The organism is Nocardia heshunensis (assembly GCF_054782115.1).
Genome location: NZ_BAAGTC010000007.1, coordinates 620,207 through 640,667, shown reverse-complemented (window position 1 = coordinate 640,667; position 20,461 = coordinate 620,207). Strand labels below are relative to the sequence as shown.

The window sequence follows — 20,461 nt, the reverse complement described above, 5'->3', positions numbered from 1 at the left end:
ACCCACACCGGGTCACCGTGAGTATCACCGTCAACAACGCCACGAAACCCGTACGAAGAACGGATACACCAGCCAGCCGAATGGTCGCGCTCGCCTATCAGTGACTCACACACCGGATTCCGCCGAATGGTGCTGTGGTCAGTCTCAGATCACCACAGCCGGTTGATCTTTGGAGGCCTCGGCAGATCAGCTTGTCCAATCCCAGCGCCGTCGACTATCTGGTCGACCGGCTTCCGCGCAACTGAGCGCGGCGACGAGCTGCCGTTTCCGCACCAAGAAGGCGTCGACAGTGCTGTACTGAGAGTGCTCATTCCGCTGCGTTACGGGGGTACGCGATGGGTAACGTCTGGCATCCGGCGAGCTTCTGGGGAGTCCTGGCCACCGGCACCGAACTCAATGATCCCGACATCTCTTTCGCTGCTGGTCAGCTGAACAGCGTCGTGCGGCTGGACGAAGAGCCGGTTCCGGTGATCCTGGCTGCCGCCCAGTACAGCGGTGTCTGGCTGGTCGAACTCGACGGTGGCGACGCCATCCCGTTGAGCACCACCTGGGATCGGCCGGGGCTCAACGTGATCCGGCGCGGCGTGCATGGGTCTCGGCACGTGTTCGCCGCCGGGGACGCGCTATGGGAAACCGACACGACCGACAGCATGCCGCTCTTCGCGTGGCGCGAAATTCCGATCGTGGATGCGACGGGCACGCCATTGAATACCGGCGTCATCTACGACCTGGTGATCGTGCCCGAACCGAACACCATCGTGCTTGCGTGTCAGACCGGGGTCTACTGGGCCGAGATTCCGATCGCCGGCAGCGCCTACACCTTCGACACCGCCCTCAATCTGACCGTCGGCCCGTTCAGCGGCATCGCGCTCGGACCCCAACGGACAGTGGTGGCCGCGGCCTGGGGCACTCCGCAGGACGTGCCACCGCGCGGCGGACTGTTCGTGGGCGAATGGCAGAGTCTCACCGGCCCACTCGTCTTCAGCGAGGCCAAATACCTAGGTAATACCGACAACCAGATGTTCATGCGCACCTCCATCGCGAGCTGCCCGACCGATCGCGTCATGATGTACGCCGTCGCCGGGGAATACCACGGCACGCGCGACAGCATCTACCAGGTATTGCGGTCCGGCGACGGTGGTCGATCATGGGCGGCGACCGGTAACAACGTGCTGCACCATTCGCCGTTGTTCGGCTACCCGACGACCAATACACCCGGCGATCAGCAGGCCCGCAACAACTGCATTGCCGTGGGAGCGAGCCACGATGTGGTCGTCGTCGGTTGGCACAACGGCTATTTCGTCTCCGAAAACGGCGGCGAAGCGTGGACGATGATCCCCGGCACCACACCGCACCTGCACACAGGCGTACACGCGGTCGAGTTCGACGACCTCGATCCCAACGAGCGCACCCTGTTCATCTGCAGCGACGGCGGCATGGCCGTGACGACGGACCTGGGAGCAACCCACTCCTCCCTGACGAATCGGAAACTACCGAACCTCGAGGCCCGCTGCGTGGACCGCAACCACCAGACCACCGAACGCGGGTTCCTGACAGCGCGCGGCGGGACCGCGGGCGTCATGGCAATGAGCCTGCAGGACAACGGGGATGCCTACATCTCGTTGTACCCGGCGGACCAACCGTGGCGGCCGTTGGACGAGGGCGACGGCGAACAGGTGGCGCTGCTACACGACGGGAATCTGCTCTACCGCGACTTCTCGACGGTCGACCAGAACAACGTGGAGTTCGGCAATCGCGTGCGCGAAGCGTGGTTCGATCGGCCGTCCGGCACATTCACCAACCTCTCGATCTTTCCCACGCAGCCGCTGTCCGACGGCGTGGTCCCGCTGGACGGTGTCGCCGACGGCCTCGGGTCGCCCGACGTGCTCGCCGCCGTCACCGCACCGAGCTGGGCGAACAGCAGTGCCGAACTGCTTGTCGCGGTCGCGGTGAAGGACCAGACGTTGTACGGGATGTTCGCCGGCGCGCCGAACCCCTATTGGAAGCGCCTCGCGACCCTGGGCCTGTGGCGTCACGGAGTCGGGCCGGGGGCGGAATTCGCGACGGCGATCGGTTCCGGAGATGGCGACGGCATCATCGTCGGCACCAGCACCGGGCGGCTGCTGCAGCTGATGCCCGACAGCTGGCATGTGCACGACACCACGCCGAAACCGTTGCCCGGCACCATCGCCCGTCTGGTGGTGCACACGCGGTACTACGCGTTCGCGATCGCCGCGGGACAGCAGCTGTGGGTCTTTCGGGAGTCGACCTGGACACAGTTGCCGGGTCCGCCTACCGCTCCAGGTGATTTCGTCGGCCTGGCGACCGACACGACCGGGTATCCGGAAGCAGTGTTCGTCGCGACGGCGACCCAGGTCTTCGTCACCCGCGACAGCGGCCTGAACTGGGACGACATCTCGGCAGGTTTGCCCGCCGCGCCGCGCATCCGTGATCTGGTCTTCGTCCGCGATCCCAGCGGAGCCCATTTCCTTTGTGCCGCGACCGAGGGCTGGTCGGTGTGGCGTCGACAGCTCAACGGCACCGATGGATATCGGCACACGGTCCGGGTGCAGGGCCACACGGACATGGTGGACCGGGGTGTCTTCAGCGACACCACCGCGGACCCTCATTTCGGTAATACCGTGAAACTCGGGGCCGACGATCCGTGGGCGTTCTTCTCCTTCACACAAGACGACCTCGACGAAGTATGTGTGATCATCAACTTCAATATCCAGTGGTACACAGACGATTCCATCGACCTCATCTACGACATCGTGCTCTACCCCAAAGACGAACTCGACGAATCGGAGCAGGACCACAAGTCGGGCACCGTCCACATCGCCGCCGGCGCCAGTCGGAACATCATCGAGGACCTAGTCATCGACGAATCATGGCCCGACCGCGCACACGTCGATATGACCGTCTTCAACTGACCGTGTCACCCAGCTAGAGACTTACGCAACGGCGCGGCCAGTACCGGGGAACTCGTGGGCTTGCCCGACCGATACCGATACGCGCTGTGTGGCAGCCACCGCCGCCACCAATGCTGCCGTCATCCCAACATCCTCCCCGGAGTCTTCAGACGCACGGAATGCGCTGCACTACATCAGATTGCGCCACCTGCCAGACCTGGAGGCCGTTCACCGGGCCGGTCTCGGGGCTGGCGCGATGCGCGCACCCTAGTCGGAGGAAACCCGGTTCATCAACAACAGCTCCAAAACCTGTGTCATCCAAGGATTCCCGGGCGTTGAAGGTAGTTGCCTAAAGCGTCGAGCAGTCCTTGGGTGCCTTGCTCGCGGTTCGGGCCGTCGGCCCAGAACTGGTCGAAGAAGACGCCGTGTTCGGTGTGGGTGAATTGGGTGCCCTCCGTGCTGGGGTCGAATTCCAGAGAGGCCACCGATGTTGACATGTGAGCGCCGTCGATCCACATGTCGTAGGTCGTGACGATGCGGATGTGCTCGACGATGTCGGTGTAGGTGGCCTCGTACCGCGACACTGGACCGTTGTGGAACTTGCCCTCGGCGATATCGCGGCCGCCGATACGGAAGTCGAAGGCCCAGGCGCCGCGTTCCATGCTGCAGTCCGCGCCCCACCAGGCCAGCTTTTGTTGCTCTTCGGCGAACGCGCCCCAGACGCGCTCGACGGGAACTGGGTAGTTGCGGGTCAGGGTGAACTCGGCGCGGGCGAGTCGGCGTTCGGTGGTCATGTGCCCGTCCTATCGGGTGAAGGTGACGTGAATCGTGCCGCTCTCGCCCACTTCTGACGTCACCTTGTGGGTGAGGTCGAGACCGCCGAGATCGTCCCACAGTCCCGTTCCGCGGCCGAGGATGATCGGCGCGACCATGAGGTGCAGGTCGTCGACCAGGCCGGCGCGCAGGAAGGCGCGCGCGGTGCCGACGCCACCACCGATGCGCACGTCCAGACCGCGCGCGGCATCGGTCGCCTCGGCGAGGACGTCTTCGATTGCGCCGCTTCGGAAGTGGAATGTCGTTCCGCCCTCCATTGGGATCGATGGCCGCGCGACCACCTGGTACGGGTATCCACCCGGAGGGGCCGGTTTCGACCAATCTTGGCGTCGCAGTGTGTTGGTGAGGACGTAGACCGGCGTGCCGAACGGGGGCCGATCACCCCACCAGCCCTTCCATTCCGGGTCGCCGGGAAACGCGTGCAGCCCGAACATTCCCGCGCCCATGATCTCGGCTCCGACTCCCTCGAAGAACGCGGCGGTGTAGCGATCGTCGACGCCGGTTGTGCCAGCGCCGCTGGTATCGCCGAACACTCGCTCGCGGAATGTGCGGGTCGCTATGTGGCCCGCCGCGAGACGCCCCCAGTCCTCGCCCATCGGATTGTCGGGGGAGTTGTCGGTCGCCGAGGTGAAGCCGTCCAGTGAGACGAACAGGTTGATGCGAACGCGGGTCATATTTCAGGTCTCCTTGGAGGTGGTGCGGGTCAGGTGGATTCCGAGCCGGTCGGCTTGCTGTTCTGCGGGGGTTCGTAATTCGCCGAGCCACAGATGCAGGACATCGAGTGCGCCCGGTCGCAGGCTCACAGTGCGAACGCGTCCGAGCTTGTGCGACGTCACCAGCCCGGCGCTCTCGAGGACGCGCAGATGCTGCATCAACGACGGCAACGCCATCGAGAACGGTGCCGCCAGCTCGGAAACGACGGCCGGCGACTTCGCCAACCGCTCGACGATGGATCGGCGCGTCGGATCTGCAAGAGCGCGGAGCACCGCATCGAGTTCGCCGTGATACTTAGGCACAGACCTAAGTATCACGGCGGTGGAGGGATCCGTCAACAGGTTCGAGGTCGCTGCCAGAAGGGGTGGTCCAGGCGGGTGGAGACGGCGTTCCTGGGGATGGGAGCACCAGGAACGCGGTGGAAGGCGGTGTCAGACTGGGAGTGTGAGTGAGCTCGGGGAGTTTTTGAAGGCCAAGCGAGCGGGGGTTTCGCCGGAGGAGGTGGGCTTGCCTGCGGTGGGGAATCCGCGGCGGGTGGCGGGGTTGCGGCGGGAGGAGGTGGCGTTGCTGGCTTCGATCGACACCTAATTAGTTGATACTAGCTGACCTGCGGAAACGCGGCAATCAAACGCCATGGTCGCTGCTACCAGGTGACGGCAGGCCGAGGGGACTACCGTTGTCCGGTATGGCGAGCAGGGACATTGTGTTGACGGTGGGCGAGGAAGACTGGCTCACGTTGAACGATGCCGCCGAGTGTGCGGGGATGACGGTGGAGGCGTACGTGTCCTGGGGGGTGCGGATACTCGCGATGCAATCCCGGCCAGGCGGGGCAAAGCAAGGCGGACGCGCAGGCAGCCTGGGCGCTGGAAGGCACACGTCCCGATCTGCCGAAGAATCGGAGTCCGCAGCGTGGACGGACACATTCACCGAGCGCTTATCGCACCGCGCCGACCGCCACCCGAAAGACTGAACGACGCTCAAAGCGCCTGCCAAGTCCAGGGCTTCGGTACCAGTCCGCGCAGGCACGCGACGGTCCTTCCTCGCACGAGCGGCGCGAGGCCATGACACCCCCTCTGGCCAGGCTATGGGGTATCCGGTGATGTCTCACCCCAGGTCGCGAATCAAGACGTCGAGACGTGGAGCCTCGGGCCATCGCGGGCGCAGGGTGCCCACTCGACGCCATCCCCATTTGACGTACTTTGCATAAGCGCGCGAGTTGTCCGGCTCGACAAGCAATGTCGCACGTTCCTCAGGACGGCGGTCGAGCAAGTCATCGTGGAGGGCACGCGCGATTCCGTGACCTTGGTACTCGGCGCAAACCATGAGTTCGCTGAGTGCGAATGTGCGCCTACCGGTTTCGGCGATGAACTCGGCGCGGTCGGCGTCCGGATCGTCGAGTTCGAGATTGCCCCACCACGCGGCGTTGGGGCGAAGTGGCCAGCCCCAAGTCTGGCCGACCGGTGCGCCATCGATTCGCGCGATAACCAGCTCGAGCCGCGACATTTGGGCGGGGTTGGTGTACGCATCGAACCGGGCCATGAACGCCTCGGGCTCGTCGAACGTGTCGCCGGACGCGATGGCTTCGACGTACGACTGGCGGTAGATCTCTTCGACGACGGCGCGCAGTTCGCGCGCCTGAGCCTTGTCGTAGTGCTCGAATTCCAGGCCGACGGGCAGGGTAGTCATGCTGTGGTTGCTTTCGTCAGGAGGGCGTCGAACTTGTCGGAAAACTCGCCGCCGACCGGCTTCTCATCGACGGACGCACGGATGGGCTCCAGGTTACGCAGAGTGCGAATCGACGTCAGACCGGTCAGCGTGTCGAGAACGGGCACGGCCTCGGAAACGGCCCCGTGAAGGTCACCCGCGCGCGCCCGTATGACGGCTCGCCAGGCGGCTATGTTGATCACGTTTCGCGGAAAGCGCTCGACGTCGGCGACGGAGTCGAACAGCGCTATCGCGCGGTCGTACTCCTCGAACTCGGCACGGCCTCGCGCCTCGTGCGCGGCGATCTCGGCCGGGGTGACAGCCCAGAGCCAGCGCGGGCACTCGTCGAGTGGCTCGAAACTTGACGCCTGGTCCATCTCCCGCCACGCGGTGGCGATAGCCCGCTCGAATGCCGAACGCTCACACAGGAGTCCGTACGCCTGCGCCTCGCGTACAGCGATGAGAGCGTGAATTCGACCCGGCGGCGTGCCACGCATGAGGTCCCGGGCGCGGGTCGCGAGTTTCAGCGCGACCTGTGGCCGTGCCTTGCCGCGCCGCGCGAGCCCGAGCAGTTGGCCGCCACCGATCAAGCAGGTGCGTGCAATGAGATCGGGATCGTTAGCCTCGCACCCGAGAGCCATAGCATCGGCATAGCAGCGTCGCGCGAGTGCCTGACGGTCGGCGTCATAGGCCAGCCATCCGACCATGACCGCCAATTCCCCTGTAGCGATCGTGAATGCGTCACCAACGGCGGCGTCATAGGTGCCGATCTCGCGCCAGTGTTTGGCCTTGGCCAACTCCGTAACCGCGAAATCCACCAGACGCCCACCGCCAAGACGTTGGTCCTCCGATTCCAGGGCCACTACCCCCTCACGCAACCTGGTCACATCGGACATGCCGATCTGACCAGGTTTCGCCCCTAGCAGCACGATCGCCGAACCTACTAGAGCCGCCTTGCCGAAGTCTCGTCTTCTCACGTCGTCCTCGCCGACCTCCCAGGAATACAGCCCGAGCTCGTCACCGCCGGAATTTGCGTTGCTGGCAACACCTTCCGTGGCTTGCCCATCGGTGCCTGTGTCGGTCGTCCCTTTGCGAACCAACTCCCAGAACCGCGCCCGTTGCTCGGGCTCGGCATCGGCGAGAACCTCGAACAACTGTCGGCGGTTGGCCTCGCGCATGTTCTGGGTCTGTCCCGTCAGCCAATCCCGATGCGCCCGCGCAGTAACCCCAATTCGCTTGCAGAACTCCGCCTTGTTCATCCGCAGCGCCGCGCGAAGCGCTTCGAGTTGATCTGGTGTCCAGTCGATATCGACCATGAGGCTCTCCGGGTCGGTGGGACGGTACGGGCGCGAAACTACCCTTATTCTTCCGCTTTCTTCTCTGGAAGTTCCCCGATCGTTGCGCGCAGGCTCAGATCAACCCCCGGGCCGAGGCAAAACCCCCGTTTGCTGGGTTGATGTTTCGGATCTACCCGGCATTTGAGACCTTTCGGTTTCTCCGGCTGCTCGGCCCGGGGCTGCTGCACCAACGAGGGACAGAGGCGACATGAACCGGCGCACGCGGCTCTACGAGTTCCCCGGAGGCGTGTTCGAACTCCAGGCCAGCGGAGACGATTCCGAAGACTACGACGGGTTCTATCTCCAGTTCCAAGACTTCTACGCACTCGACGGACATGACGATAGAGGGGCTGTAATGCGTTACAAGCCAACGTGTTTGGGCTATCTCCGGATCGACGTGTCTGGGGTGGCGCAACTGTGGGACCAGAGCCAGATCCGCAAGCTAGCCACACGTTTGGGCTACGACTTCGCGGACATGGTGGTCTACGATCCCCGTTTCGGGCGGCCCCCGTTGGCGCGACTGAAGGCGCAAGCGACCCGCTTGGACGCCGAGGCTGTCATCGTGCCCAGCCCCGAGCACTTCGAGGGCGGGGAGATACCGGGGACGCTGGTGGCCCAACTCGACGTGATCACCGTGACCCCAGAAGAGACCTACGCCCGGCGCATGATGCCGCCGCTTCGAGATCTCCCGCCCGCTCGAGCGGATGGCGCGTAGGCGCGGCGGACCGACCCGCTGAAGCCATTCTGATGCTCGGAACCTTGAGAGGGGGTGGTTGATCGACGTAGCGCTTCAGGACAATTCGATAGCGTTGTTCCACAACGCATTTCGCGATGGACCCTCGGCCAACCGCAACCGTGCCGGGGGTTTTCGCATCCAAAGGGACGGGTCCTAGCCCACCGGAGACGGGTTAGGGCCACTCCCGCATCTACACCTGATGAGGAAATCTTGTGATGGCTGTTGATTTGGCGTCCCGTCTCGAGGCTGGGGGCGTCGAGTGAATTTTCTGGGTGCGTTCAATGACGATTCCAACCGGACCGGTCGTGCCTTGACCTGGATCACCCACCGGTCCGGGTACGCGCTGGCTGCGTACGGGCTCGCGTGCGTCCTCGGCTGGTTCCTCGACCCGTGGTGGCTGACGGTTCCGGTGCTGGTGATCGTGATCGCGTTCGACATCGCCGCGACGGTCGCGATGCTGCATGTCGAGTTCACCCGGCTGTGCCCGACCTGTATGGCCGAGGTCCCCACCGACGCGTCCGCACAAGCGAAACGGCGACGGTGGCTGCTGCGGTTCCAGCACTTCGCCCGGCACCGGGCGGCGGTCCCGGTACTGCTGGTGGTGTTCCTGGCCCCGCTGTTGGCGGTGCCGTATGTGCCGTCGTGGTGTTCGGGCATCACCTCCGCGCCGGGGGAGGCGTGGGCGATCGGGCTCGCAGTCTCGATCCGGACCCATCATCGGTTACGGCCGTGGTGCCCGTGGTGCAAGAACTGGGGCGACGGGGGCGATATCCGTGAACCGTCACCCGACCCGACGAACGTGAACACGGCGATCTCATGACCCGTCGCATTTCAAACATGTTGTGAACCAATCGATTACGACCGAATTTGCAGACTCGGGGGTTGTCGTGTCCTTGCTGATCGAGTTCGCTGCGTTGGTGCTGTCGTGCGTGGGTGTCGTGGTGGCCGTGGGGTGGGGCGTCAGCGACGACCCGCCGCCGCCCGCGCGGCCGTACGAATCGTTGCTGAACGCCGAGGGCCGCAGCTTTCATCGCGTCCCGGTCGCCAACCTGCACCGCCTCCACGGGCGACACCGCGCATAAGCCCCGGCCGTTCTCCCAGCAGCCCAAGCCACAGCACCATCCCCGTAGGGGCACCTGTCTTGCACAGGTGCCCCTATTCGTGCGTGCGGTTGTCTGCTCGTGCTCTGGCCGCCCTGCTGGTCGGGAGCGAATTTTGCTGTGCAGTGTCGAAACAGACGCCGTTGAGGCCGTTACTGCGGGCGTGAGGGCAAAGAACGCAACTTCGCGACCGGAGGGAGGTGATCGACCATTGCGGCCATTCCTGGGCCGTGAATGTCGCAAATCGAGGGTGTGAAGGCAACTGCCCACCCGCGAAGCACACGCACCGCGCACCGAACCGGCGAGCGGAGCCCGCGACAAAAAAATACAAAAAGTTTGGCGGTCCACCAGGATTTTCGGCCCCGCGCTTGCCAGTACAGGGTGAACAACCCAGCCCACCCATTCACTCGCCCGCTCATCCGACTGAGGAGTCCGTGATCACAAGAAATCGGGAGCCGACCGCAATTTTCGGCCCGGTCCCTGGCAGTACTGGGTGAGCGACGACCTCACCCATTCACTCGCCCATTCATCTGTTCGAACTAACCGAAGGAATCGACATGAACGCCTCCCCGAACCCCAACCCCAGTAACCACGACGATGACGATATTGCCCCGGTCCACGGTATCGGGCCGGTCACCGGCGGTGCCGTCGACCGGCTCGCGGCAGCGGCGGAACGGTCGCGCCGACCCAGAAACGCCCGATTCGTCGCCGACCGCGTCGGCGGCTCACGCGCGCTGGTGCCCAACCTGGACGCTCCGTGGCTGGACGTGGCCGAACAACGCCTCCGCGACCTGCTCGACGATGAACAGCCCACCCTGCCCCCGGAGTTGGCCGAACTGCTGGCCTCGGGCGACCGGGACCGCTTGCGGTTGCAGCTGTGGACCCATTTGCGCGCCGAGCACCTGGACGCGGTCACGGGTGGGTGCGAGATGCCGTGGACGGGCTGCCCCGACCACGGTGACCTCCTCGAACACGGCGTGATCGCGGGCCGCTGGCGGTGCACAATGCCCGGCCACGACTTCACCCTCGAATCCACGTTCGCCCGGCTGCGGCACTGCCAGCGGCCCGCGGTTGCAGTGCTAGTCGGCGAGCCCGGCGAGTCCGAGGGACTGCCGGTCTGTGCAGGCCACGCCTACAGCGAGCGTGATCGCGCCTCCCACGGCGGCGACGCGGTGTACGTGACGCCGCTGACCGCATTTCCCGAGGCGGCCTAGCAACCCGCGCACCGGTGCCGGGTGTGAACCCACGGCGTGGGTGCGCACCCCGCCCGATCGGCTCGCCCCTCGATTCCCCCACGACGACAGGAAAAGCCATGACTGTCCGCACTGATCATTCACTCAGCGGTGACACACCTACGGGCCTGCGCCGGAATCGGACGGGAATGAATGCCACTCGAATTTCCTCGCCAACTGTCACATGGGCTCCGCTGGTGCACCTCTCTCACTCCAAAGGCCCAAAAGGCTCGGTGAACGTGCCGGGCCGCCTATCGGTGATGGGAGGTGATGCGTCGTGATCACGCATCTGATCGGCATGATTGCTTGGTTCGTCCGTTCGGTACCAGCGCGGCAATGGCTGGTGGTGTGGGTCGTGTGCGCGGTGACGTGGTTGTGCTGGTTGTCGCGGAACCGGTTGCGGAGGAAGGAAGCCGAGCGGGCGGTGTGGGTGGCGATCACCCCGCCCGCCCGCTGGCCCGCCGACGCAGGCGAACGATTCGCGCGGTCGCTGGCCGGACTGTGTCGCCGCACCCACCGCCACGCCCTGTGGGCGCGGTGCGTGGCGTGTGAGTTCGTGGCCACCGACGCCGGGACACAGGTCGGGTTGTGGGTACCTCCCGCCCTTACCGCCCGGACGGTGATCACTGCGGTAATCGGCGCGTGGCCGGGCGCGCAAGCAACGGTGACCGCGCCGCCGAGCCTGATCGAGGGCACGGGCGGGCTGGCCGCGCGGGAAGTGCTCCCGCGCGGCGGCGAGTGGTCACCGGTTGTCGCCCCCTCCTCAGGATGGGGCCGGGCGGGCGCGGATTTGGTCGATCCGTTGGGGCAGGTGCTGACGGTGCTGGCCGAACGCGGCCCGGGTGAGGTCGCCAGCGTCACGATAATCGTTGCGGCACACCGTGGTACCGGCACCGGCCGCCCCGCCCTGCGGGCACTCGACGCGGTGTTGGCGTTCCTCCAGGACGTCCTGCGCGAGGCCATGCGCGGCGGTGCGTCCCCTTCCCCGCGCCCCGCCGCGACTGTGCCGGTGGACCCGGTGGCGGCGGTGCGCTATCGAAACGTGGTGGCCAAGAAGGCATCCGGGCCGCACCTGCGGGTCACGGTCCGGGTCGCGGTCTCGGGTCGGGTCCCGGCCCGCTACCTGCGCCACGAAGCCCGGTTGATCGCCGATGGGTACGACGCGGTGGCCACCGATGGCGACGGCTTGATCACTCGCCGCGTACGCCGCCCGGCGCACAAGGTCGCGCTACGCCGCCCCGGAACGGGGTTCGTGGTCACCGTGGCCGAATTCGGCGCGCTGTGGCACTTGCCCACTGGTTCGGCCACCTACGGCATCGACACCAACCCGGCCCGCTCACGCCGCCCACACCGCGACATCGCCCGCAACGACGACCAGGAGCCCCAGTCATGAACGCCACCCCCGCCCCCAGCACCGATGACAGCGATCCGAACGGCAACTACTCACCCGCCGAGGCTCCCACCGCCGGCCGATTGCGGTTGACCGCGGCCGGCGACCCGCGCCGCGGCCACCCCAAACCCCTCGGTGTCAGCCGCGGGGAAGTGATCGGGCTGCGGGTGCCCGACGCCCGCCACCACATCCACGTCCCCGGCATCACTGGGGCCGGGAAATCGACGTGGCTGGCGAACCTGACCCTGGCCGAAGCGGCAGCCGGACGAGGCGTGGTGCTGCTGGACTGTCAAGGCGATCTGGCCCGCAACGTCCTCGAGCGGTTGCCCGCCGACTGCGCCGATCGCCTGGTCATCTTCGACCCCGCCGAGCACGACGCGCCCCCGGTGTGGAACGTGCTGACACCGATCGGTGCCGACACTGTGCAAGCACGCGAGTACACCGCCGAAACGATCACTGGCACGTTCCGGCGGGTCTACGCCCAAGCGTGGGGGCCGCGTATGGACGAGTTGTTCCGCGCGGCATGTCTGACCTTGGTCCGCCGCCCCGGATCCACACTGGCCGACATCATTCCGTTGTTGACGCAGCCCGGCTACGCCCGCCGACTGGTCGGGCGCTACGGCACTCCCGGCGGGCTGGAACGCTACTGGGAGGGCTACGACGAACTGACCGCCGTCCAACGCCAGCAGCTCTATGGGCCGGTGATCTCACGACTACGTCCGGTCATGTCCCACCAATTCGCCCGCGACCTACTCGCTACCCCGACTTCTACCGTCGATCTCTCCGAAATTCTGGACGGCGGAATTCTCATCGCCCGATTGCCGAAAGGCGAACTGGGGGAGCACGGCGCGGTATTGATCGGCTCGCTATTGCTGTCCGGGTTATGGTCGGCGACCACGCGGCGCGCCGACAGGGCCCCCGAGGATCGGCCCGACGCCACGATCATCGTGGACGAATGCCACAACTTCCTTCATCTGCCCATCGGTGTCGATGACGCATTAGCCGAATCGCGAGGATACCGAGTGTCACTGGTACTCGCCCACCAACACTTGGGACAACTACCGCCGGATATCCGTGGCGCGGTCGATGCCAACGCCCGCAACAAGATAGTGTTCCGAGTGTCACCGGCCGACGCCACCAAAATCGCTGCGCATTTCACGCCGATCTTCGATGACACCGATCTATCCCATCGCCCGAATTTCGGGATCAGCGCGCGTATCATCAACAACGGCACCGACGCAGCGGCATTCGATCTGGCCGCACTGCCGCTACCGGACCCGATTCCCGGACGCGGCAACGCACTTCGGGCCGCTGCCCGCACCCGTACGGGACTCTCCCGGGCAGCCCGGCAAGCCCTGGCCAACCGCCACCAACTCGCCACCGGCAAGCTCTCATCGAATCAGGCGGGCGGGCAACATTTTTCACTCGCCCATTCACTGGACCACTCACTGTCCCATTCACCCTCCCAACTAGAACGCGACAGTGAACGGGACACCCCGCCTCCGGCATCGCCCCAGGCTAGCGGGGGGTGAACTGTGATGGCGCGGCAACCCCGACAGGCTGTAATAGCCTCCCGGCGGGGTCCTTCGATCGCGGACGCGCTTGCCGAACAACGCCAACTCACCCCTCGTGACCTCGAGTTGCTCGCTCTGCTCGCAGCCCATAAGGCTTTCACCGCTGGTCAGGTCACGCGGTTGTTCTACCCGGCCAACGGCAACGCGGCCCGCAAGCGCCTTGCCTTGCTCGAGCGGCGCGGCGTGCTCGCACGGTTCCGGGCCTGCCCTCGGCCCGGCTCGCAGGAGTACCGCTACACGCTCGGACCGATCGGCGCGATGATCCGCGCTGCGGCCACCGACAGACCCATTCCCACCCCGCACACCGTGTACCAAAAGGCTTTCAAGCTATCGCAGAATCCGCAACTCGACCATTTGTTGGGGATCAACGAATTCTTCACAGCGCTCCGACACTATTCGCGCGGCAATTCCGAATGCACATTGCGGGAATGGTGGAACGAACGCGATGCCACGCAATCGTGTAGCGCAATCGCCCGGCCGGACGGTTACGGGGAATGGGAAGAGAATGGCAATAGCATTCGCTTCTTCCTGGAATACGATACCGGCACCGAGACCCTTTCCCGGCTTGTCGATAAATTGCAGGGATACCGCGAGCTCCGCGACGGCGGAATAGCTATCCCCGTTCTGTTCGTGCTCCCCGGACCGAAACGGCAACGGTATTTTCATCAGCTTCTCGACCGGCAACCCGCCGCCCTTGCCGGGCTCACCGTGGCCACCACCACGGTTGCCGACCTTGCCACCGACAACCCTGCCGCCCCAGTTTGGTGGCTCGCCGGGCATACAGCCCGCCTGCGCCTCGCCACCCTCCCCGCCCCGCCAGCCGCCACCCACGCCGCCTGACACCCCCAGGAAGCCACCATGCCCGCCGACGACGCCCCAACCCTGCGCAACCACCACCAGCCCGATCCGGAACCCGATCAACTGTCCTTCGATGACGACTTGATCGACTACTGGCGGCAGATCACCCGCACCTGGGAACCGCTGGAACGCGACCAACTCACCGCGATCGCCGCCATCGTTGCGGGCATCGACGAACGACGGGCCGCCACCCGCAACGGTGACGACCCGCGAGAGCGACCGCCCAGGGTCGCGTGAAACTCACACAGCGGCAATGGTTTTGAGGGGCTTCACCTTGATCCGTTCGCGGTCGAAACGGGGGCCGCGTGTCGTGGCGGGCATGATCTCCACCCGCTTGCCGCGCAACGCACGCTTGAACATCGCCCGCTTCTCACCAACATTCGCCGCGTCCCAGCGTGCAGTCCACACCTCCACCGATTCCGCCCGTGCCTCCTCCGAATCATCGATCTCCCGCGCCGCGTCCAACGCATCCCGCTTGGCAGTCAACTCCGCGATCCGCCGATCCAGCGGCCCGATCGCCGCGTCATAGCGGTCCACGCTCATATCCCCGCGCCCGAGCCGCCCGGACAACACCTCCGCCAACTCCTCCGCTTCCGCCAACTCGTCCGCGATCGGCTTCCGCTTGGCCGCCAGCGCGACTGCTGCCGCGCTCACCGCTTCGGCGTGACGCGGGTCCGACAAGATCGTCACCACCAACCCACCTATCGCGGTATCGAGCTGGAGCATGTCCACCGACACCTTGTTGCATCCGCCGCCGGTCATGCGCTTCTGGCACCAATACCGCCGCCGAAGCGAACCATCCGGGTACGGAGCCCGATGGGGCTGGGACATACCGGTCAATCCACGGCCGCAACGTCCGCAGTACACCAGCCCCGAGCACACGTAGTCCGCCGTGGTCGGCCGTCCCCGCCCTCTTGCGGCGAACGTCGCGGTCAGTCTCTCCCAATCGGACTCACCGATGAGCGGTGTTCCCGGCAGGCGTCCGACAATCTCGCCCAGGTGTGCGACGAAGCCACCGTTGCGCGGGTTCGCGACAACCCGCTTCAGCTTCTCTCCGGACCATTTCGCCCCCACCGACGTGGTCAGCCCACGTTCGTTCAGGTCAGTGGCGATTCGCTTCATGCTCTCACCGGCCAGCAGTCGGGCCACCATCTCCCGCAACACGACTGCTTCCGATTCCCGCACGGTCACCCCGTCCGGCTCGTAACCGAATGGGCGGTGTGTGTGGTTGGACTCGCCACGCGCGGCCTTCACCCTCTTACCGCGCTTCACGCGCGTGGACAGCCGATCGGACTCGTATGCTGCCGCATTCAGCTGGTCACGAAAAGTCTTGCGGCCGTTCGCTGTTGACAGGTCGTATTCGCCTTCGCTGTCCAACACGACCAAACCGCGCTCGGCTGCGAGGATCAGCCGCTCACCCTCGATCGGTCGGCGCGAGAACCGCGCCATATCGAATACCACCACGCCGCCGGTCGCGCCCGACTCGAGCCGTTGCATTAGCCGTTCCCACTCACGACGGCGAACTCGAGGGTTCCAGGCTGATCGCCCGCTATCGATGTGGACCTCACCGACCTGCGCGCCGTGATCCTGAACCCGGGCCGTGCAATCCTCTACTTGACCCGAAGTGGATCGCTGCCGGTCGTCTCCCAAGCGGGACACCCGAGCGTAGATATCCAAAATCAAGTTGCCAGCGTCTGTGACCAGGGCATTCGACACCGTCACCACTCCCTCCGGCGAAGGACGACTAATCCTACGCTCACTTCGGTGAGTGTGGATCATTACACGCGGTTGGAGCAGGGGCGGGTTTCGTCGGCTTCGGAGAATTTGCTTTCGGGGATTGCGCGGGCGCTTCGGTTGACGGCGGAGGAGCACGAGTATTTGCGGATGTTGGTGCAGGCTAGGCCTCGGCGTGGGCGGGTTGTCGAGCCGGAAATTGGTGCGCCACTGCGGGATTTGCTCGCTGCGCTTCGGGCTCCCGCCCTGGTTCTGGGGCCGCGGACAGATATTCTGGCGTGGAATGCCGAAGCTGTCGCACTGTTTCTGGACTTCTCGGAAATCCCACCGGCACAACGCGCTCTGGTGCGAATGGTGTTCCTGGAACCCAGGATTCGCGGCCTGTTCGCGAACTGGGAACAGGTTGCCGCCGAGGCGGTCGACCGCCTGCGGATGACCGCGGCACGCACTCCCGGAGATCCGCGGTTGACCCAGCTCGTCGGTGAGCTGTCCGTGCACGACCCCGACTTCCGCCGGTGGTGGGCGGGCCACGGCGTGCGCACTCTCGCGGGCGGCCACAAACACCTCCGTCATCCGGTGGTCGGCGAGCTGCACTTGGATTGGCAAGTGCTGCAGGTCCTGACCGCACAGGATCAGACCCTCGTCACCTACACCGCCCCCGAAGGTTCGCCGAGCCACGAAGCGCTGCGCATCCTGTGCTCCTGGAATGCCGAGGTCCCGGTCCGGCGGGACAGCGCAATCGAGAGCGATCACTGAACCGAAATCTCTACTACGCTGCGTCGTTTTCGGCCTAGGATGGGACCACGGCATCCGCGAAGATGAAGGGGACAGCGCATGCGAGCATTCACACGAATCTGGAACTACCTCAAGGTGTTCGGGCGCGCTCGCCGGAATCAGGCCGATCTCGTCGGCTGGCTGATCCGGCGGCCACTGTTGTTGCTGAGCACTGCGTTCTACGAATCCATGCTGCTGTTCTCCAACCGAGTGGACCCTCGGCTGAAGGAACTGGCCGAGTTGAAGACTGCGGCGCTGGTCAACTGCGAGTTCTGCTTGGATATCGGGTCGGCGTTGGCGCATCACGGCGGGCTCACCGAGGCACAGATCAGCGACCTGCCGAAGTATCAGGACAGCCACGCCTACAGCGAGCTCGAGAAGCTCGTCATCGGCTATGCGGAGGCCGTCACCGTCACGCCAACCTCGCTGGACCTCGACGAGTTGCGCACACGGTTGCTGACTCATCTGAGCAAGGCGCAGCTGGCCGAACTCGCCGCCGCGATCGCCTGGGAGAACCAGCGCTCACGGGTGAATCAGGCGCTGGGCGTGCGGCCGACGGGGATGGCCGACGGGATGACCTGCGCACTGCCGGAACCGCGTCGCGCTACTGAATAAACCCTTCGAGCATTCCCGTTCGCGCCGCGATGAATTCGGGGCGGTCGTACGGTCATAAGAGGTGTCCGTGTCGCTAACACGCTTGGAGCAACCATGACCTCGACCGCACCCGTCACCTCCGGAACCCTCGCGGTGCCGGACGGCACCATCTACTACGAAGTCCGCGGCAGCGGCCCGCTCATCGCCCTGATCGGCGCCCCGATGGATTCCGGTCCGTTCACCCCGCTGGCCGAGTTGCTGGCCTCGGATTACACGGTCCTGAGCAGTGATCCGCGCGGCCACGGCAAGAGCGTCCTGAACAACACCGACGAGGACTCGACACCGGAACTGCGGGCCGACGACCTGGCCCGGGTGCTCACCCACATCGGCAAGGGCCCGGCCATCGTGCTGGGTTCCAGCGGCGGCGCGATCACCGGCCTCGCGTTGGCCATCGCCCGCCCCGATCTGGTCTCGAAGCTGATCGCGCACGAGCCACCGCTGCGCGAACTGCTCGACAATCGCGAGGAGTTGCGGGCGCAGACCCAGGAAGTCATCGACGTCTACAACACCGGTGACGCGCTCGGCGCGATCCGTAAGTTCTTCGCCATGACCGGTCTCTTCATGCCGGAGGAAGTGCTGCAGCAGATGTTCGGTGGCGAACGTGACCCGCACGCAGTCGAATCCGACGATTTCTTCTACCGCCACGAACTGCACACCACCTCCGGCTGGGAGCCGTCGCTCGACGCCCTGCGCGCCACCCCGACCACCATTCTCATCGGCATCGGCGACGAGTCCGCGGACAAGTTCTGCGATCACACCTCCCGCGCCCTGGGCCGCGAACTCGCCGTCGAGCCCACGCTGTTCCCCGGCGGTCACGGCGGATTCATGGAACAGCCCGACGCTTTCGCCAAGCGACTGCGCGAGGTTTTGGAGTCCTGAGCGCGACCCGATAAATGGCTCGAAGGTTGCCGGGCGGGTGATCTAGCATCGCCCGGTGACGGATGCGGTTAATCGGCAATGGGTTCTGCGGCGACGGCCCGAAGGCGTTGTGCGCGATGAGGATTTCGAGCTGCGGACCGTGCCCATACCGACGCTGGGGCCCGGCGAAGCGTTGATCAGGGTGCGCTGGCTGGGCATCGATCCCACCCAGCGCGGCTGGCTCAACGATGCCGACAACTACATCGACGCGATCCCAATCGATTCGGTGATGCGGGGCGGCGGCGTGGGACAGGTTGTGCGGTCGAACAATCCGAGCTACCCGGTCGGCAGCTGGGTCGCGGGAATGGTCGGCTGGCAGGACTACGTCGTCGCCGCGGAGGGCGGGCTGTTCGGGTTGAACGTGGTTCCGGACGGCGTGCCCGCCCGACTGATGCTGAGCATGTTCGGAGCACCCGGGCTGACCGCGTACTTCGGCATGACCGACATCGGCCGTCCCCGGCCGGGCCAGACCGTGCTGGTGTCGGCCGCGGCCGGCGCGACCGGATCCCTAGCGGCCCAGATCGCGAAAGCCATGGGCTGCAATGTCATCGGTGTCGCGGGCGGATCGAAGAAGTGTTCCTGGCTCACCGACCACGCGGGCTTGGATGCCGCCATCGATTACAAGCACGACGATGTCGACACCAGCTTGACTCGCCTGGCCCCCGACGGCATCGATGTGTTCTTCGACGGCGTCGGCGGCAGCATCCTGGAGCACGGTCTGGCCCACCTTGCGCGCAACGCTCGCGTTGTCCTCGCGGGCGCCATCTCCTCGGGCTACGACGGCTCCGATCCGCCATCCGGCCCACGCAACTACATGCGGCTGGCCCTCGACCGAGCACGGATGGAGGGGTTCATCTTCCTGGACTACCTCGACCGTTTCCCCGAGGCGTTCGCCGCCTTGCGTGATTGGCATGACCAGGGGAAGCTCACCGTCGCCGAAACCATCAGCAGCGGACTCGAATCCGCACCGGACGCGCTGCGTTCGGTCTTCGAAGGCCGCAACCTCGGCAAGCAGCTGGTCGAGATCGCCGATTTCTGACGCCCCGGAGGGGCGGCTCCGGTCACGAGATCGACCGGAGTCGCCCGTGGGGTTGGCGGAGCTGTTCGACGACCCGCTCCGTGTGTTCGTCGGTCGGATGGAAGACGACGAGTTGTTGTGCGTCCGAAGCGAGTTCGAGTGTCTCCCGGAGCAGCCGAAGGGTATGGCCCGCGGGGTGCTGGAGGCGGAGAACGCCCCGTCGCGGCACCGTGTGACGGTTCAAGCGGTCGGTGAACTCGGAACCGGCGACCGGCGCGAGTTCGGCGGTCAGCCATTCCAGGTTCTCGATAGACGGTGCGAGCCACAGATCGAAGGTCTGCTCGTCGGCGATGTCGTCCCAGTCGAGAAAGAACGTCCGGGCCCGGGGGTCGGTGAAGACGTAGCGGGTGAGATTCGGGACGACATCGTCGAGCACCCCCGTTCCGTCGGTGATCGACGCGAAAGTGCTTGTGTGAGCGAGGATATCGCCCAGCCGATTGGTCACGACTGCGATGCCCGGCTCCAGGAGGACGAGCGTCTTCAGCACCGCGGGCCGCACCTCCCGCGAAGGCGGTTCGGGCCGCACCTGGATGGCGCACACGCCACCGGTGATCTTCGCGAGATAACTCAGGTGGTTGCGTTCCGAGGAATCGAGCACGAGCGCGTCGGCGATCGCGGTGACCACGGCGGGCGACGGATTACGGTCGCGGCCTTGCTCGATCCGGGTCAGGTATTCGACGCTGACGTCTGCCCGGGTCGCGAGATCTTGGCGGCGCAGACCCGGTGCCCGGCGGCGGCCGCGACTCGGGAGGCCGAGGGACTCCGGCTGGATTCCGTCTCGCTTGGCCCGAATGAAGTCTCCCAGTGGCGTCCCCATGTCCTGCAGCATAAGACGATTCGTCGCCAGGGCCGCCGCGCATAGCGTGGCCCTCCGGGGGCCAGCCTGAGCATGGCCTGGTTGGCGGCCCGGTG

The 20,461-nt window shown here is 65.6% G+C and carries 20 protein-coding genes and 1 pseudogene; 14 read left to right on the top strand and 7 right to left on the bottom strand.

The window, feature by feature from the left end; genetic code table 11:
- Positions 1-335 precede the first annotated feature (335 nt).
- A complete protein-coding gene (locus ACYVN4_RS26165; RefSeq protein WP_460724630.1) occupies positions 336-2,933 on the top strand; it encodes a WD40/YVTN/BNR-like repeat-containing protein in 2,598 nt (865 codons plus the stop codon).
- A gap of 293 nt (positions 2,934-3,226) precedes the next feature.
- On the opposite strand, the gene ACYVN4_RS26160 is transcribed toward ACYVN4_RS26165, so the two are convergent.
- The 3 genes from ACYVN4_RS26160 to ACYVN4_RS26150 are packed head-to-tail and all read right to left on the bottom strand — an operon-like array spanning position 3,227 to position 4,762.
- Positions 3,227-3,706 (bottom strand): SRPBCC domain-containing protein, encoded by a 480-nt coding sequence (locus tag ACYVN4_RS26160; protein ID WP_460724629.1) that lies wholly within the window; start codon positions 3,704-3,706, stop codon positions 3,227-3,229.
- A 9-nt stretch (positions 3,707-3,715) separates the two neighbouring features.
- Complete coding sequence (locus tag ACYVN4_RS26155) at positions 3,716-4,420, bottom strand: dihydrofolate reductase family protein (protein ID WP_460724628.1); 705 nt, start codon at positions 4,418-4,420, stop codon at positions 3,716-3,718.
- A 3-nt stretch (positions 4,421-4,423) separates the two neighbouring features.
- Positions 4,424-4,762 (bottom strand): ArsR/SmtB family transcription factor, encoded by a 339-nt coding sequence (locus tag ACYVN4_RS26150; protein ID WP_460724627.1) that lies wholly within the window; start codon positions 4,760-4,762, stop codon positions 4,424-4,426.
- A 142-nt stretch (positions 4,763-4,904) separates the two neighbouring features.
- Here ACYVN4_RS26150 and ACYVN4_RS26145 point away from each other — a divergent pair.
- Positions 4,905-5,039: pseudogene (locus ACYVN4_RS26145) on the top strand (transcriptional regulator); the annotation flags it as partial.
- Positions 5,040-5,564: 525 nt separating this feature from the next.
- On the opposite strand, the gene ACYVN4_RS26140 reads toward ACYVN4_RS26145, so the two are convergent.
- Entirely contained in the window at positions 5,565-6,146 is a 582-nt protein-coding gene (locus ACYVN4_RS26140; protein WP_460724626.1) for a GNAT family N-acetyltransferase, read from the bottom strand.
- The gene (locus ACYVN4_RS26135) at positions 6,143-7,480 is read right to left on the bottom strand and encodes a helix-turn-helix domain-containing protein (RefSeq protein WP_460724625.1); all 1,338 of its coding nucleotides are present in this window, start codon (positions 7,478-7,480) and stop codon (positions 6,143-6,145) included. Before ACYVN4_RS26135 ends, ACYVN4_RS26140 begins: the two co-directional genes overlap by 4 nt.
- Before the next feature lie 229 nt (positions 7,481-7,709).
- Between ACYVN4_RS26135 and ACYVN4_RS26130 the strand changes: the two genes are divergently transcribed.
- The 8 genes from ACYVN4_RS26130 to ACYVN4_RS26095 all read left to right on the top strand — a co-directional run bounded on the left by ACYVN4_RS26130 (position 7,710) and on the right by ACYVN4_RS26095 (position 14,628).
- On the top strand, positions 7,710-8,216 hold the full coding sequence (locus ACYVN4_RS26130; RefSeq protein WP_460724624.1) for a hypothetical protein: 507 nt from the start codon (positions 7,710-7,712) through the stop codon (positions 8,214-8,216).
- Positions 8,217-8,496: 280 nt separating this feature from the next.
- A complete protein-coding gene (locus ACYVN4_RS26125) occupies positions 8,497-9,057 on the top strand; it encodes a hypothetical protein (protein ID WP_460724623.1) in 561 nt (186 codons plus the stop codon).
- A 67-nt stretch (positions 9,058-9,124) separates the two neighbouring features.
- Entirely contained in the window at positions 9,125-9,319 is a 195-nt protein-coding gene (locus ACYVN4_RS26120) for a hypothetical protein (protein ID WP_460724622.1), read from the top strand.
- A gap of 575 nt (positions 9,320-9,894) precedes the next feature.
- Positions 9,895-10,551, top strand: coding sequence for a hypothetical protein (locus tag ACYVN4_RS26115; protein ID WP_460724621.1), 657 nt, complete (start codon positions 9,895-9,897; stop codon positions 10,549-10,551).
- Between the two features lie 295 nt (positions 10,552-10,846).
- Positions 10,847-11,962, top strand: a complete 1,116-nt coding sequence (locus tag ACYVN4_RS26110) for a hypothetical protein (protein ID WP_460724620.1) — start codon at positions 10,847-10,849, stop codon at positions 11,960-11,962.
- Positions 11,959-13,491: a type IV secretory system conjugative DNA transfer family protein gene (locus ACYVN4_RS26105; protein WP_460724619.1), complete on the top strand. Its 1,533-nt coding sequence runs from the start codon at positions 11,959-11,961 to the stop codon at positions 13,489-13,491. The genes ACYVN4_RS26110 and ACYVN4_RS26105 overlap by 4 nt, the downstream gene beginning before the upstream one ends.
- A gap of 6 nt (positions 13,492-13,497) precedes the next feature.
- The gene (locus tag ACYVN4_RS26100; RefSeq protein ID WP_460724618.1) at positions 13,498-14,373 is read left to right on the top strand and encodes a replication-relaxation family protein; all 876 of its coding nucleotides are present in this window, start codon (positions 13,498-13,500) and stop codon (positions 14,371-14,373) included.
- Between the two features lie 18 nt (positions 14,374-14,391).
- The gene (locus tag ACYVN4_RS26095; protein WP_460724617.1) at positions 14,392-14,628 is read left to right on the top strand and encodes a hypothetical protein; all 237 of its coding nucleotides are present in this window, start codon (positions 14,392-14,394) and stop codon (positions 14,626-14,628) included.
- Between the two features lie 3 nt (positions 14,629-14,631).
- On the opposite strand, the gene ACYVN4_RS26090 is transcribed toward ACYVN4_RS26095, so the two are convergent.
- The gene (locus ACYVN4_RS26090; RefSeq protein ID WP_460724616.1) at positions 14,632-16,107 is read right to left on the bottom strand and encodes a recombinase family protein; all 1,476 of its coding nucleotides are present in this window, start codon (positions 16,105-16,107) and stop codon (positions 14,632-14,634) included.
- Between the two features lie 168 nt (positions 16,108-16,275).
- Here ACYVN4_RS26090 and ACYVN4_RS26085 point away from each other — a divergent pair, with 168 nt between their 5' ends.
- The 4 genes from ACYVN4_RS26085 to ACYVN4_RS26070 all read left to right on the top strand — a co-directional run bounded on the left by ACYVN4_RS26085 (position 16,276) and on the right by ACYVN4_RS26070 (position 19,510).
- Positions 16,276-16,881 carry an MmyB family transcriptional regulator gene (locus ACYVN4_RS26085; protein ID WP_460724688.1) on the top strand — a complete coding sequence of 202 codons (606 nt, stop codon included), beginning with the start codon at positions 16,276-16,278 and terminating at the stop codon, positions 16,879-16,881.
- 78 nt (positions 16,882-16,959) lie between these two features.
- Positions 16,960-17,514: a carboxymuconolactone decarboxylase family protein gene (locus ACYVN4_RS26080; RefSeq protein ID WP_460724615.1), complete on the top strand. Its 555-nt coding sequence runs from the start codon at positions 16,960-16,962 to the stop codon at positions 17,512-17,514.
- 93 nt (positions 17,515-17,607) lie between these two features.
- Positions 17,608-18,432 (top strand): alpha/beta fold hydrolase, encoded by an 825-nt coding sequence (locus ACYVN4_RS26075; RefSeq protein WP_460724614.1) that lies wholly within the window; start codon positions 17,608-17,610, stop codon positions 18,430-18,432.
- A gap of 55 nt (positions 18,433-18,487) precedes the next feature.
- Positions 18,488-19,510 (top strand): NADP-dependent oxidoreductase, encoded by a 1,023-nt coding sequence (locus ACYVN4_RS26070; protein WP_460724613.1) that lies wholly within the window; start codon positions 18,488-18,490, stop codon positions 19,508-19,510.
- Between the two features lie 22 nt (positions 19,511-19,532).
- Here ACYVN4_RS26070 and ACYVN4_RS26065 read toward each other — a convergent pair whose 3' ends face one another.
- A complete protein-coding gene (locus ACYVN4_RS26065) occupies positions 19,533-20,366 on the bottom strand; it encodes a helix-turn-helix transcriptional regulator (RefSeq protein WP_460724612.1) in 834 nt (277 codons plus the stop codon).
- Positions 20,367-20,461 lie beyond the last annotated feature (95 nt).

What these genes read in the sequence shown, in the direction of transcription:
- ACYVN4_RS26165 (WP_460724630.1), top strand. Translation starts at nt 336, where the DNA reads ATGGGTAACGTCTGGCATCCGGCGAGCTTCTGGGGAGTCCTGGCCACC.
- ACYVN4_RS26160 (WP_460724629.1), bottom strand. Translation starts at nt 3,706, where the DNA reads ATGACCACCGAACGCCGACTCGCCCGCGCCGAGTTCACCCTGACCCGC.
- ACYVN4_RS26155 (WP_460724628.1), bottom strand. Translation starts at nt 4,420, where the DNA reads ATGACCCGCGTTCGCATCAACCTGTTCGTCTCACTGGACGGCTTCACC.
- ACYVN4_RS26140 (WP_460724626.1), bottom strand. Translation starts at nt 6,146, where the DNA reads ATGACTACCCTGCCCGTCGGCCTGGAATTCGAGCACTACGACAAGGCT.
- ACYVN4_RS26135 (WP_460724625.1), bottom strand. Translation starts at nt 7,480, where the DNA reads ATGGTCGATATCGACTGGACACCAGATCAACTCGAAGCGCTTCGCGCG.
- ACYVN4_RS26130 (WP_460724624.1), top strand. Translation starts at nt 7,710, where the DNA reads ATGAACCGGCGCACGCGGCTCTACGAGTTCCCCGGAGGCGTGTTCGAA.
- ACYVN4_RS26115 (WP_460724621.1), top strand. Translation starts at nt 9,895, where the DNA reads ATGAACGCCTCCCCGAACCCCAACCCCAGTAACCACGACGATGACGAT.
- ACYVN4_RS26105 (WP_460724619.1), top strand. Translation starts at nt 11,959, where the DNA reads ATGAACGCCACCCCCGCCCCCAGCACCGATGACAGCGATCCGAACGGC.
- ACYVN4_RS26100 (WP_460724618.1), top strand. Translation starts at nt 13,498, where the DNA reads ATGGCGCGGCAACCCCGACAGGCTGTAATAGCCTCCCGGCGGGGTCCT.
- ACYVN4_RS26095 (WP_460724617.1), top strand. Translation starts at nt 14,392, where the DNA reads ATGCCCGCCGACGACGCCCCAACCCTGCGCAACCACCACCAGCCCGAT.
- ACYVN4_RS26085 (WP_460724688.1), top strand. Translation starts at nt 16,276, where the DNA reads ATGTTGGTGCAGGCTAGGCCTCGGCGTGGGCGGGTTGTCGAGCCGGAA.
- ACYVN4_RS26080 (WP_460724615.1), top strand. Translation starts at nt 16,960, where the DNA reads ATGCGAGCATTCACACGAATCTGGAACTACCTCAAGGTGTTCGGGCGC.
- ACYVN4_RS26075 (WP_460724614.1), top strand. Translation starts at nt 17,608, where the DNA reads ATGACCTCGACCGCACCCGTCACCTCCGGAACCCTCGCGGTGCCGGAC.
- ACYVN4_RS26065 (WP_460724612.1), bottom strand. Translation starts at nt 20,366, where the DNA reads ATGGGGACGCCACTGGGAGACTTCATTCGGGCCAAGCGAGACGGAATC.